Source organism: Antrihabitans auranticaus (assembly GCF_016481275.1).
Classification (GTDB): Bacteria; Actinomycetota; Actinomycetes; order Mycobacteriales; family Mycobacteriaceae; genus Antrihabitans.
Map to the genome: position 1 here is coordinate 1,573,950 of NZ_JAEMNW010000001.1, position 12,721 is coordinate 1,586,670.

13 protein-coding genes and 3 pseudogenes are annotated in these 12,721 nt (G+C 64.2%); 5 read left to right on the forward strand and 11 right to left on the reverse strand.

What is annotated here, in order from left to right:
• Positions 1-21: 21 nt before the first annotated feature.
• From JGU72_RS07335 to JGU72_RS07345, 3 genes and pseudogenes are all read right to left on the reverse strand, one after another.
• Positions 22-1,296, reverse strand: a pseudogene (locus tag JGU72_RS07335) (IS3 family transposase).
• A gap of 33 nt (positions 1,297-1,329) precedes the next feature.
• Positions 1,330-1,596: a hypothetical protein gene (locus JGU72_RS07340; protein ID WP_199682985.1), complete on the reverse strand. Its 267-nt coding sequence runs from the start codon at positions 1,594-1,596 to the stop codon at positions 1,330-1,332.
• Between the two features lie 17 nt (positions 1,597-1,613).
• Positions 1,614-2,027, reverse strand: a complete 414-nt coding sequence (locus tag JGU72_RS07345; protein WP_199682986.1) for a transposase — start codon at positions 2,025-2,027, stop codon at positions 1,614-1,616.
• A gap of 187 nt (positions 2,028-2,214) precedes the next feature.
• Here JGU72_RS07345 and istA point away from each other — a divergent pair, with 187 nt between their 5' ends.
• Complete coding sequence (gene istA, locus JGU72_RS07350; protein ID WP_374101095.1) at positions 2,215-3,717, forward strand: IS21 family transposase; 1,503 nt, start codon at positions 2,215-2,217, stop codon at positions 3,715-3,717.
• Positions 3,714-4,488 (forward strand): annotated as a pseudogene (istB, locus tag JGU72_RS07355) (IS21-like element helper ATPase IstB). The gene istA and the pseudogene istB overlap by 4 nt, the downstream one beginning before the upstream one ends.
• A 63-nt stretch (positions 4,489-4,551) precedes the next feature.
• Here the strand turns inward: istB and JGU72_RS07360 are convergent.
• Positions 4,552-5,058: an alpha/beta fold hydrolase gene (locus JGU72_RS07360; RefSeq protein ID WP_199682988.1), complete on the reverse strand. Its 507-nt coding sequence runs from the start codon at positions 5,056-5,058 to the stop codon at positions 4,552-4,554.
• Between the two features lie 97 nt (positions 5,059-5,155).
• Here JGU72_RS07360 and JGU72_RS31220 point away from each other — a divergent pair, with 97 nt between their 5' ends.
• Together JGU72_RS31220 and JGU72_RS07365 are read left to right on the forward strand one after the other, a co-directional pair.
• On the forward strand, positions 5,156-5,476 hold the full coding sequence (locus JGU72_RS31220) for a hypothetical protein (RefSeq protein ID WP_307828335.1): 321 nt from the start codon (positions 5,156-5,158) through the stop codon (positions 5,474-5,476).
• Positions 5,464-5,709, forward strand: coding sequence for a hypothetical protein (locus JGU72_RS07365; RefSeq protein ID WP_199682989.1), 246 nt, complete (start codon positions 5,464-5,466; stop codon positions 5,707-5,709). Before JGU72_RS31220 ends, JGU72_RS07365 begins: the two co-directional genes overlap by 13 nt.
• A gap of 103 nt (positions 5,710-5,812) precedes the next feature.
• On the opposite strand, the gene JGU72_RS07370 is transcribed toward JGU72_RS07365, so the two are convergent.
• Both JGU72_RS07370 and JGU72_RS07375 read right to left on the reverse strand, forming a co-directional pair.
• Positions 5,813-6,046 (reverse strand): STAS domain-containing protein, encoded by a 234-nt coding sequence (locus JGU72_RS07370; RefSeq protein ID WP_307828354.1) that lies wholly within the window; start codon positions 6,044-6,046, stop codon positions 5,813-5,815.
• 221 nt (positions 6,047-6,267) lie between these two features.
• Entirely contained in the window at positions 6,268-6,765 is a 498-nt protein-coding gene (locus tag JGU72_RS07375) for an ATP-binding protein (protein WP_233530281.1), read from the reverse strand.
• A 179-nt stretch (positions 6,766-6,944) separates the two neighbouring features.
• Between JGU72_RS07375 and JGU72_RS07380 the strand changes: the two genes are divergently transcribed.
• The gene (locus JGU72_RS07380; protein ID WP_199682992.1) at positions 6,945-7,085 is read left to right on the forward strand and encodes a hypothetical protein; all 141 of its coding nucleotides are present in this window, start codon (positions 6,945-6,947) and stop codon (positions 7,083-7,085) included.
• Between the two features lie 132 nt (positions 7,086-7,217).
• On the opposite strand, the pseudogene JGU72_RS07385 reads toward JGU72_RS07380, so the two are convergent.
• From JGU72_RS07385 to JGU72_RS07405, 5 genes and pseudogenes are all read right to left on the reverse strand, one after another.
• Positions 7,218-7,484 (reverse strand): annotated as a pseudogene (locus JGU72_RS07385) (IS256 family transposase); the annotation flags it as partial.
• 401 nt (positions 7,485-7,885) lie between these two features.
• Positions 7,886-8,611 carry a transglutaminase-like domain-containing protein gene (locus JGU72_RS07390; protein WP_199682993.1) on the reverse strand — a complete coding sequence of 242 codons (726 nt, stop codon included), beginning with the start codon at positions 8,609-8,611 and terminating at the stop codon, positions 7,886-7,888.
• Positions 8,608-10,068 (reverse strand): cytochrome P450, encoded by a 1,461-nt coding sequence (locus tag JGU72_RS07395; RefSeq protein ID WP_199682994.1) that lies wholly within the window; start codon positions 10,066-10,068, stop codon positions 8,608-8,610. The genes JGU72_RS07390 and JGU72_RS07395 overlap by 4 nt, the downstream gene beginning before the upstream one ends.
• Positions 10,069-10,133: 65 nt before the next feature.
• Positions 10,134-11,336 carry an NAD(P)/FAD-dependent oxidoreductase gene (locus JGU72_RS07400; RefSeq protein WP_169594485.1) on the reverse strand — a complete coding sequence of 401 codons (1,203 nt, stop codon included), beginning with the start codon at positions 11,334-11,336 and terminating at the stop codon, positions 10,134-10,136.
• Positions 11,333-12,721, reverse strand: coding sequence for a cytochrome P450 (locus tag JGU72_RS07405; RefSeq protein ID WP_199683271.1), 1,389 nt, complete (start codon positions 12,719-12,721; stop codon positions 11,333-11,335). Before JGU72_RS07405 ends, JGU72_RS07400 begins: the two co-directional genes overlap by 4 nt.

The window sequence follows — 12,721 nt, forward strand, 5'->3', positions numbered from 1 at the left end:
CCGCGTTTGATGCACACATTTTTATTTGTGTGTTATCGGTTGATTGCCGTGGTGTGCAGCGTAGTACGCCGTTTCGTACTCGATCGGCGGTATCCGGCCCAGGCGGTGCATGAGCTTTTGCGCGTTGTACCACGCCACCCATGCGGAGGTGGCTTCCTCGACGTCGCCGACGGTCCGCAACGGCCCGGTGCGAAACGGTGAGTCCGCCGCGATGCATTCGGCCTTGTAGAGCCCTATGGTGGTCTCGGCCAGGGCATTATCGAAGGCATCGCCCACCGATCCGATCGACGGCAGCAAACCCTGGAGGAACAAGGTCTCCCCGAACCGGACCGCGGTATACTGAGAACCGGCATCCGAGTGGTGAATAGTGTTGCTCTGCAACGGGTTGCCTTGCATGGACCGCAACGCGACCGCCTGGTTGACGGCCCGTTGCACGAACGCGGTTTCCTTCGACGTCGAGCATTCCCAGCCGAGGATCGTGCCCGCGAACGCGTCGATAACGAACGCCGTGTATGCGAAGCAGGGCACCATCCTGACATATGTGAAATCGGCGACGTAGAGCTTGTCGGGGCGCTGCACCCGGAAGTTGCGGTCGACCAGATCCAGTGGCCGCGGCGCCGACGGATCGGGCACCGTGGTGCGCACCGTGCGGGCTCTGGTCGCACCCTGCCAGCCGTTGGCGCGCATCAGCCGCTCCACGGTGCAGCGGGCCACCTCGACGCCCTGACGCTGCAGGTGAGCCCACATCTTCAACGACCCGTACAGCGACTCGGGCTTTCGCCGTCCGCGCTCGTCATGCTCGACGTAGTACGACGCCAGCACCGAGGTGATGGTGGCGTCCCAGAGTGCTCGTTTCGACAACGGGCGCTTGGACCAGGCGTAGAACGTTCTCGGGGCGATGTTGGCGCCGTGCTCGGTGAGCACCCGGCAAATCGGTACGACCCCGAACCGAGCGCGATGCTCGGCGATGAACCGGCAGATCACTTGTGTGGCGGGCCGCACTCCCGCACGAAGAAAGACGTTGCGGCCTTGAGGATTTCGATGGTTTGCTCCAGCTCCCGCGTTTTGCGGCGCAACGCCTTCAGCTCGGCCTCAGCCTCGGCGGGCAACGTGGCCGGCGCAGGGTCCTCGGTTCGATTCGGCTTTGCGGACCCACACTCGTACCGTCTCGGCCTTCAACGACATCCGCTCGGCGATGGTGCGGATCGCCTCGGACTCCGACGGGTAGTCACCGCGATGCTCGAGCACCAGACGAACCGCCTTCTCACGAACCTCGGCTGAATAAATCTTCGACATGAGCAGTCACCTTTCCAATTGGGAAGGTGTGCATCAAAGCCGGGATGGTTCACACCAGTAGTTCCCTTCATCGAGTTCGCGGGCCCAGATCTGGCAGATCGCCAGGTCCGCGTACGCAGCGGTGTTGATGACGGTGAGCACGTGCGCTCGTTCGGCGGCGGTGAGTGCCTGACCGTTGTCCGGGACGGTCCTGGGCCTCTTCGGGCCGAGAACGGGTGGCTGCTGGTGGCGGTAGTGGGTGGCTCGTGATCGCCCGATCAGCTGACACGACCGGCGGATCGGGATCGATGCCTCCTGCAACTCGGCGAACGTGCTGCTCAGGGCTTCTTCGGTGACGTCGATGTGCCCGTGCTCTCGGAGACCGATTCCAAGAGCACGTGCAGTTTTCCCATGATCTCGAGCGCGGCCTCCGTCTGTGTCAGCTGCTTGGCCAGGCGTGCGTTCTCGCGGGTGAGGCGTTCGTTCTCCCTGCGTGCCGCGTCACCGCCGGACTCGCGCGAGCGGGACGACCTACCGCCGGGATCCTTCCCCTTGCGGGCCTGGACCCATTCGCGCAGCTGGGACTGATACAGCCCCTCACGCCGCAGGACCGCAGACTTCTCCCCGTGCGGGGCTTGGGCGTATTCGTCGATGATCTTGTTTCGGTACTCGTTGGTGAACGTCCGGCGGGTCGGTTTCGCGGCGGGATCAACCGCCTGGACAGACGAGGTCGTTGTGGTCGGGCTGCTCATGGGATGTCGCTCCAGTCATGCCCTCAAAGACAGGTTCTCGGGAAGGTCCGAGTGTCTCACCTAAGCCTGCCAGAGAGGGCGACACGCCCGATTTAAAATGACGGAAAGGGTCCCTTCCGACCAGTTGGCTTGCTTTTGGCCCAGCAAGTCAACTGAAGATCGGACGAGACCCGTGACCAAGTCTGGCATGGATGTAATGGAAATTCTTGAGGCATACGACCTTACGAGGTGCGCACACTCGGCTGCGGTGTTGGTCGGCTGTGACGAGAAGACCGTGGCACGGTATGTCGCGCTGCGCGATTCCGGCCGCGACGTCGGCGAGCGGGAGCGGCGGGCACGTGCGATCGATCCGTTCCTGGCGAAGATCGAGGAGCTGGTGGACAAGTCCAACGGCAAGATCCGCGCCGATGTCGTGCACGAACGCGTGCAGGCGATGGGGTTTGCCGGCACCGAGCGGACCACCCGCCGCGCGGTGGCCGAGGCGAAGCAGGCCTACCGTGACGGGCACCGGCGGCGCTATCGTCCGTGGATTCCGGATCCGGGCTATTGGCTGCAGTTCGACTGGGGCGAGGGACCACGCGTCGCCGGTCGTCGCACGCAGTTGTTCTGCGCCTGGTTGTCGTGGTCGCGGTATCGGGTGGTGTTGCCGGCGTGGGATCAGCAGCTGCCCACGTTGATTGCCTGCGTGGATACCATGTTGCGCCGGATCGGTGGTGCCCCAACGTATCTGCTGACCGACAACCCGCGCACGGTGACGATCGACCGGATCGCCGGACTGCCGGTCCGGCACCCCGACATCGTCTCCGCGGCTAGGCATTACGGCTGCGCGGTGCGCACGTGTGAGCCGTTCGACCCGGAATCGAAGGGTGGTGCTGAGCACACCGTGAAGATCGCCAAGGCGGATCTGGTGCCGACCGAGGCGAACCTGCTGCCCGACTTCGCGTCGTTCGCCGAGCTGGAGGCCGCGTGCGCGCGCTGGTGCGAGCAGGTCAACGCCCGTCCGCACCGCGCCACGGGCGTGCCGCGGGTCGATCGCCTCGTCGAGGAGCTGCCGAATTTGCATGTGCTGCCGGACAACCCACACATCCTCGCGCTCGGCGACGAACGGCTCGTCAATTCCGATCAGACGATCAGCTGGCACAACGTGCGCTACTCCACCCCGGACGGCCATCAAGGGAAACGGGTGTGGTGCCGGGTCTCCGGCGAGGAACTCGCTGTCGTCGCCCGCATCGGCACCGGCTTGTCGGAGATCGCGCGGCACCGGTTGTCGACACCGGGCAACCCGCTCATCCTCGACGAGCACTACCCGCATCATCCGGACGGTTCGGTGCTGCGGACACCGAAACCCAAGCCGCGCACCGAGGCCGAGATCGACTTCCTCATGCTCGGTGACGGCGCCATGCAATGGTTGACCGAGGCCGCGGCCACCGGCGTCGTCCGGATCCGCCGCAAGATGGGCCAGGCCGTCGAGCTCGCTCGCGTCCTGGGCCTGGGCCTGGGCCTGGGCCTGGAGCGGGTCGACCACGCGCTGGCGGTCGCCGCGACCGCCGGCCGGTTCGACGACGGCGATCTGGTGTCGATCCTCGACCACCTCGGTCACGAGGACTCCGCGCCGTCGAATGTGGTGGCAATCGACGAAGCACACTCGGCGCAGCCGGGCACCGGTCCGTGGCGGAGGTTGGGCGCATGAGCCGCAACGACGCCCCGCCGCTGCCGGACGAGCTGGCCAAGATCTGCACCCGGATGCGGCTGCCGTATCTGCGTAAGGCAGCGCCCGACGTCCTCGCCACGGCGCGGGCGCAACGCTGGGATCCGGCCGAGGTCGTGCGTGTCTTGTTGCAGGAGGAGGTCGTCGGCCGCGATGCGGCGACTCGGCGGATGCGCCGTAAGTCGGCGAATTTCCCGACCGGCAAGACGTTTTCGTCGTGGCGGACCGAGGACTCGTCGATCCCGGTCGCGACGCAGAACGCGTTGATGACCCTGGAATGGGTCCACCGCCGCAAGAACTTGGCGGTGAGTGGAGCGAGCGGGACCGGCAAGACGCACTTCGTGGAGGCGTTGGCGCACGCCGCGATCGAGGTCGATCTGCGGGTGTCGTGGTTCACCCTCGAAACCCTCACCGCCACAATCGGAAAGGCGAAGGCAGACGGATCGGTGGCGCGCGCTGTCGCGAAGATTTGCAGCTGCGATCTCGTGGTCGTCGATGACATAGGTATGCTCCCGGCAGGGCAGGATGCCGCCGAGGCGTTCTATCGCGTGGTGGATGCCGCATACGAAAGACGCAGCGTGGCAGTGACGTCCAATTTGCATCCGTCTGGTTTCGATTCGATCATGCCCAAGACATTGGCCACCGCCACAGTGGATCGTTTATTGCATCACGCACATCTGGTTGCTACCCAAGGGGATTCGCACCGCCTCGCTGAAGCCCCTTGCAGGAAAAGGAGTCCAACCCCTCCTCTGATCAACGGCAGCAGTTGCTCCATCACGTCGCGGGCATCGAGATGCGGGCGATCGAGGTCCGCGCTCACACTCGGTCGACGCTCTGGACGAACTCGAGGATATGGTTGTTCACCTCGTCGGGACGCTCGGCAGCGACGGCGTGCGTGGCGGTCGGCCACAGTTCGACCTGACCGGCCGGCACCAGTTGACGCGCCCGAGCCTCGGCGGCGACCGCGTCGTGGTAGACGCTACGCCCGCAAGAACAGGACAAGCGTCGGGATATGCAAGGCAGCCAGCACCGCGTCGTTCGGGTAGCCCGGCGCGGGACTGGTGCCGAGCGTGCGGAAGTCATGCGGCGCCGGCGACGATGAGATCGACGATCGGATACATCGGATCGCCCCCCGGCTGGGTTGCCGAACGCCCAAGCCATCATCGCGCGGCGAGTCAGCTTCCATCGTGCGCCGGGCAGCAGCGCCAGCACGGTGAGCTTGAACTTGACGTTAGATCGCGCGAAGACGTTCGCCGGCTCGATGAGCGTGATCGCCGCCAGCACAACTCCGCACAGCCCGACCCAATCCCCCCGTGCTGTCACGTCCGTCGACCGGAGTATCCATGGCCGCGTATCCGGAGAACTCGTGTCCGTCAGTCCGGAGCTCTGGTGTCCGCCTACCCGGATTTTCGAATGACCCTTGACACAACGCGGCCAGGCCGACAGCTGGCGTGATGTCGGTGTCCCGGCCGTCACCGCCTTCCTGTCGTGGCTGCGAAACGGCCGCACGGTCGAGCACAGCATCACCGCATCCGGTGTGCCGCCGACCGCCGCCACGATGGAAGCTCGATTGGCCGCACTGATTTCGTTCTACCGCTGGCATGAGGCGGTGCCACTTCAGCCTGGTTGGGGGCGGCTTTGGCTTCGAGAGTGGGGCATTGATGTGACGCAGTGCAGCTTGCGTCGGTGGTGCACGCCGTTCGCCGGTCCGTGCACAGGGTGCGGCAGATGGGCAGGCTGAATCTTGCGCGGGTGCCCGCCCGGGATTTGCCGAACTATGCAGGCCGTCGGCTTCTGGTCACCGACGGCAACGACAACATTCTCGCCTGCGCGTGGCGGGACTATCGCCTCGATGAAGCCGCATCGCGGGTGACCGTGCACATCATCGACTGGCAGCGATGGTTTCCAGTGTCGGACTATCACTTCGCTGCCGATGAATTGGTGGACGTGCTGCTCGACGGACCGGCCCGGTGACCTGACCCCGCGGTCTACCGGGAAACGGCAGCGAGGGCCTCATCGAGGCTGGACACTACGGCGAGCGTGCCGGTCAGCTCCATCAGTGTGAGGGGCCGGGCGGTCACCGGCCCGGCAGCAGCAACCGCGAATCCGACACCGCGCGACCGCACGCGAACACCAACGCGGACATGCCAGCCGAGGCCAAGAACGTCACCGGCGTGAGGTCGACGACCAACGCCCGGTCTGCGTTCTCGGCAGCCTCGCGCAGTGCCTCGATCAGGCGGGGCGCGGCGCCCATGTCGATATCACCGGTCGCGGTGATGACAGTGACGGCCTCGACGACATGACTGTTCACACTCAAGTGCGGTGGCGTCGGAATGTCGATTGTGTTGTCCTTCGGTCTATTGGCGAGTCGAGAAGAAAGAAGGTCGCGAGCCAGCCCGGACCTGCTGCGGCCGCCCGGCAGCTGCTTGTGTGTGAATCTAACCGATCCGGCGCACCGGAGAGACCGCATCCGGTGTGGATCACACTGAGCACGCTGGCCAGGGGCATCTGCAAGTGCGCCGCCGGATCGGGCTACCGACCTACCGAGTAGATGCGAAGGCAGTGCCACTGTCGCCGCACCTGGGTGCCGGTGCTACCGGATTCGATGTGGGTGTCGGCGAGTGCGTGCATGAGCGGTATGCCGCGGTCGCGGCGCTGCCGCGGATCCTCGACAGGTGCATCCCACTGCCCGTGGTCACAGACGCTGACTTGGAGGACATCGGTGGTGGCGTCGTAGTCGACATGCAGGTCCATCGTGGCGGTCGACACTTCGGATGTGTCCGGATAGGCGTGCTCGGCTGCGTTGGCCAACGCTTCGTATACCGCCTGGAGCATGTCATGCCTACGTTGGAGATCGAGCGTGAAGTGGCGAGACAACCACTGCTGAAATGAATTCGTGCAAGTGCCGCACTGGCTGCATCGGCGCGCAGACGGCGGCAACACAGCTTGGTCCGGTCGCCGATGTGGCCGCAAGAGCTCGAAGGCGCGTCGAAGCCCGACATGGTTGCTGGCTACCCAGCAGAGTCGCATCCACGCCGTCCTCAACGAAGTGGCCGAACAAGAGCCTATTCGAGACGTCCGAGGTGGGTCGGTGCCAAGACTTGCCCCTGAAGCTCACAACCATCTGCATCCTCAATGAGTTCGACGAAGCCGTTGAGAGAACTTGGCTGAGGGAGCTGATTGGTGATCTAGTCGGGCAAACTGTCTAGATGACGCAGCTGATGACTGGAGTGTTGGTAGTGATCGCATCGCCAGGCTATACTGCCGAAGAACGCGCAGCGGTGTGCGACCAAAGCAATGACTGGAACATCAACAACGGCCAGCGCGCGCGAATTGCGCTTCTGCCCTGACTGTAAGAGCGCAGCGCTGTAACACCCTCGTGGGCGCCCGCAGTCCATTATCAATGCGCAAGCCGTTGATCGATCGGACATAGTCGTCGCGTTTTTCGAAGAGATATTGTCAATACCTGTGGATCGGGGATTTCATGCGACCTCCGATCCGGCTGTTTCCGGCTCGGTTGTTGACGCTTCGGGCGTGATATCGATGGGGCGTTCGAGCAGCTTGCCCTTGTGGAACACCGCGCCGGCACGGACCAGCGCAACCAGGTGGGGTGCGTTGACCGCCCGCCAACGAAGTTGCGCGGCATCGATCAGCTTGTAAGACATGGCAATTCCCGCCGCACGAGACCCGGGACCCTTGGTGACCTTCGTCCGCAATCGTACGGTCGCAAAAGTCGATTCGATCGGGTTGAGATATTGTCAATACCTGTGGATCGGGGATCCACAGGTATTGACAATATCTCTCACCACGCACGGTCGGACACCCTCCGAAGAGCAACGACCGGAACCCGCCAACCACTACAGTGAACACAGCTCACAGGTGGGCTCTTTCGCCGAGCAAGTCTGAGCATTTTCGCTGAGCGTCATCAGCAGTCGCACCCGGTCGAACCTGCCGCCCTATCCTGGGCCAGGGACCTCACCCGCTCCGTCAGCCAGGCTCCAAACTCGTCGTAGATCTCGGCAAGCAGGTTCACCCGCTCCACTGAGAGGTAGACATGCCCGGCGTTGAACAGACCGCCTTGGACGGTTCCGACCAGTTGGCCGCTGGCAAGGTTGCGCACATCCAAGGCGTTCCGCTGCGGGCGCCGTGCTCATCGCTCCTCCCCGGGTGAGTGGGAACCGGCGGAGATCCCGTCGGGCCGGTTGTGTCCACTGGGTGTGTCGGTGAAAGCGTCAGCGATCACGGGAGCGGACTTGAACATCAGCGGTCCGTACGTATGCCGAAGCGCGGTCAGGATCGCGTTCAGAGGCAGGTCGTCGAAGATGCCGCGCTCGCGGACGTACTCCATATGCTGGGCTCCGTCTGCCGTGAATGCGTGCAGGAGGGCGTCGTTATCGCCATCGAAATCCACCGGTGGCACACCGAAGCGCGCGCACAATTCGCTGTTGAACGCGGGCGTGGCCTTCATCCACCGGCCGTCGATGTAGAGATGGCTGTAGCCGTGATAGACGAACAGGTCCGTGCCGCCCATGAGCGCTCGTAGTGTTTCGGTCTGCAAATGATTACGGACGTCAGCGAAGCCCAGCATCGCCGGAATCCCTGCCGCGCGGCAAACCGCGGTCAAGAGCACCGCCTTCGGGACGCAGTAGGCGCGCCCGGTCTCGAGGACGAAGCTCGCTCGATAGTGGGCCGGATCGTCCGACACCGTGTAGGGATCATACCAGATCTGGTCGCGGACCGCGGCGAAGAGGCGCGTTGCCTTGTCCCGGTCGGTGCGCGCATTCCCAATGGCGTTTGCGGTGAACGCCCGGACTGACTCGTGCTCGATGTCGAGGAAGTCGGTCGCCCGCAACTGCGCCGCCGGTGCCGGATTCATCTAGGCTCCATGGTGATCGGCAACCCGTCGACAGGGACGGGGAGCGAGGTGTTGTCCCATCTAGCTTCGTACTGATCGGGGACCGTCCAGCTGTAGGTGCGCAGCATGTGGTGCAGGATCGCCTTGACCTCGAGAGTGCCGAAGTGCAGACCGATGCACTTGTGCACCCCTCCTCCGAAGGGAATCCACCCGAGGCGGTGATTCTGGTCCTCACGCCGCGGCTCGCTGAAGCGGTCAGGGTCAAAGGTGTCGGGGTCGGTCCAGCACGACTCGTCGAAGTGGTTCACCGCCGGAGCTACAGCCGCCAGGGTGTCCGCGGGGATGTGGCGTCCGGCAATCGCGACATTCTCGACCGTCTTGCGCATCACGATCGGCACGGGCGCCACCAGACGCAGCGTTTCCTTGATCACCAGGTCGAGAGTCCTCAGCGAGTCCAGGTCGTCGATGTCCGGGCGGCGTTCACCGAGGTGGTCGGACTCCGCCCGACCCCGTTCCTGCCAGACGGGGTGCTTGGCGAGGAAGTAGACGGCAGCGGTGGTGGTGATGGTCGACGTGTCGTGGGCAGCCATCATCAAGAAGATCATGTGGTTGACGACGTCCTCATCGGTGAACGCCTCACCGTCGGCCGTGCTCGCATGGCACAGCCCCGAAAGCAGGTCGCTTCCCTGGCCGCTTCGCGCCGCCGGCACGTGCCGGCTGAAGTAGTCCTCCAGGAGCGCGCGCCCACGGACTCCGGCTCGCCACCGAGTCCCAGGCAGCGGGAAACGGATGATCGAGCTGGCCGCACGAACGGTGGCCACGAAGGCGTCGTTGATTGCGTCGGTGTCCTCGCTCCCTCCCCGACCCGCCATGAAGACGTTCGTTGCGACGTCGAGAGTCAAGGCCTTCAGCAATGGGTAGATTCGCGTGGACTGTCCCGGTGTCCACCTGGGGATGCTCGTCTCCAGCGTCGGGCCGAGCTGGTCGACGTAGGCGGCGAGCCGGTCGCGGGTAAAAGCCTCCTGCATGATCCGACGATGCATCTTGTGCTCGTCGAAGCTCATCAGCATCAGGCCCCGGTGAAAGAAGGCATCGATGAGATAGGTCCACCCGTCCTGGGAGAACGACTTCGCCTTGGTTGTTAGTGCCTCCTGCGTGGCATCCGGGCCGGCCACGATCACTATTTTCGTGCCGAAGGCGCCCATCCACGAGACCGGTCCTAACCGCTGGTATCTGAGCCGGGTGAAGTCAGAGCCGAACCGGATGTAGTCCAGCGTGTGACCGAGCAGAGGCAGTCCGGCGGTCCCTCGGACCGGCTCCAGGCCCGACCCCGCCGGGGGCGGGGCGAGGTCACGGACAGGCCACCGGTCACTGGCCCCCAGCAGGGCCGCGTCGACCCGACTCGGCAGTGGCACCATGAGGACCGACGAGAGCCGCTCACGACCCTTCGCCAGCGGGAGATGGATGACGTTCGTCATTGAAGTCCTTCCGAATCGGTCCCGCGTTCGCTGCTTATGCCTGTCGCCCCAACGGACCCAACGCTTCAGGCCGAGTCGGCAAGCACGAGTTCGGCCCGGCCGACAGGGAGTTGCTGCGTGATGACCCGCTTGCTGAACATGAAGTCGCGGGGGCGTTTGATGCAGTCGGCGGCGATGAGCTCGCCCGCGTGGAGATAGAAGCAGCTGAAGTCGCGGTCCCGGGTCGGATCGCCGCTGAGGACAACTTCGTCGTAGCCGGTGTTGAGACCAGCGATCTGGAGCTTGAGATCGTATTGATCCGACCAGAACCATGGAAGCGCCGCTATCTTCTTGGACTTCCCGCAGATGGTCGCAGCGGCGACCTTGGCCTGCTCGCCCGCGCTCGGCACGGACTCCAGGCGAATGCGACGGCCGTAACGGGCCATGACGTGGCTGGCGCAATCCCCGGCGGCCACGATGTCGGGGGCGCTGGTCCGCGCGTGGTCGTTTATCTCGATACCGTTGTCGACGACCAGACCCGCGGCGGCGGCGAGCTCGGTGTTCGGTTCCACGCCGATGCCGACAATGACGAGGTCGGTGGGAATCGATTCGCCACTAGCGAGGACTACCTCGCGGACCCTACCGTCACCGGACAGGGCCTCGACCAGTGCGCCCGTCCGGATGTTGACACCCTCCTCCCGGTGGATCCGGTCGAAGAACGCTGATACTTCGGGGGCGGTGACCCGCTCGAGGACGCGCCCGGTCGCCTCGAGCACGGTGACTTCCAGACCGAGCGCACGCAACGAGGCGGCCGTCTCCAGACCGATATAGCCGCCGCCGACGATAACGGCCCGAAGCCCGGGCCTGGCGGCCTCGCGGATACTCTCGACGTCCGCGGCAGTACGTAGGTAGTACACCCCGGCCAGGTCCGCGCCAGGTGTGGAGAGCCGCCGAGGACGAGCGCCGGTGCACAGCGCGAGCTTGTCGTAGGGCAGTGCGTCGCCGGTGTTCAGTACGACGTGACCAGCCGAGCGGTCGATCGCCGTGACCGTCGCGTCCAGGAGTCGGATTCCCTGTTTGCGGTAGAACTCGGCGCTGCGGATCGCGAGCTCGTCGAGTGTGCTCGTCCCGGCTAGATAGGACTTCGACAGCGGAGGGCGTTGGTATGGCAACGCAGACTCTTCGCCGATGAGGACGATCTCCCCGACCCACCCTTCCTGGCGCAGGCTGGCCGCGAGTTGGGCCCCGGCATGGCTGGCCCCGACGATGAGGGCCCGCTGCAATGTCATGCGTCGGACTTCGGGGTGAGGCGGACCATCATCTTGCTGATACCGCGCACGAAGTTGGACTGCACGTATTCGGGCTCGCCGACGACTTCGATGTTTTCGAAGCGAGGAAGCAACTCCTCCCAGAGAATCCGCAGCTGCAGCTCGGCCAGCCGGTTTCCCATGCAGCGGTGGACACCAAAGCCGAAGGAGATGTGGTTGCGGGCGTTGGCCCGGTCGATGATGAAGTCGTCGGGGCGTTCGAACACACGCTCGTCGCGGTTGCCCGAGGCATACCACATCACGACTTTGTCGCCTTTGCGGATGAACTGCCCGTTGAGCAGGGTGTCGGCCTTGGCGATCCTGCGCATATAGGCAAGCGGTGTCTGCCAGCGGATGATCTCCGAGCTCATGTTGGGAATCAGGTCCGGGTTCGCCTTCAACTTCTCGAACTGGTCAGGAAACCGGTTGAGCGCAAGAACACCTCCGCTCATCGAGTTCCGGGTCGTGTCGTTGCCTCCGACGATCAGCAACACCAGGTTGCCTAGGAACTCCATCGGGCGTTTGATCAGATCCTTGGTGTCCTCGTTGCTCTGCAGCATGGTGATCAGATCGAAGCCGGGTTGCTCGCCGGCAGCTGTCCGAGCCGCCTTATCGTGCCAGAGCGCACTGAGCCCTCGCGCCATGTCGCGCATGCCGCGGAACACCTCGTCGTTGTCAGAGGGACCTCCGTTTGCTTGCTCCATCGACGATGCGAGATCTGACCAATAGACGAGCTTGCGGCGCTGTTCGTAGGGAAAGTCCAGGAGGGTGGCAAGCATCCGAGCCGTCAACTCAACAGAGACACTCTGAACCCAGTCGAATGGCTGATCAACTGGCAGTTTGTCCAGCACTTCCCGGACTCGCGATCGAATCAGACCCTCCATCTCGCGCAAGTTCTTCGGCGCGACCACACCTTGTACAGCGGCCCGCTGCACGTCGTGACGTGGCGGATCCATCGCGATGAACATCTCGATATCAAGAAAGCGAGGTGGGACCCCGATTACGATGACCGGCTCGGCCGAGAACGATTCGTGGTTCTTGTCGACGGCCATTATGTCGGCATGCCGCGTAATGGACCAGAACGGGCCGAACGGACTGTTGGGCTGATAGTGGACCGGAGCTTCGTTGCGCACGCGCTCGAAGTAGGACTTCCAGCGGCCCTGGCGGTAGAGGAATGGGTTGCTGAGGTCGATGTCGGCCAGTTCGACGTCCTCCACCGGCGGGATGGGGCGCTCGACGAAGAGCTTCTCCCCGTTCGTCCCGGTCATCCATCGCCGGGTGTAGTCGTACATCTGAGCGCCCTGGATCTGCAAGTCCATCGGGATGGTCGACTGAATCTTGGCGGTGATCCCCTCTGGAATCTTCAT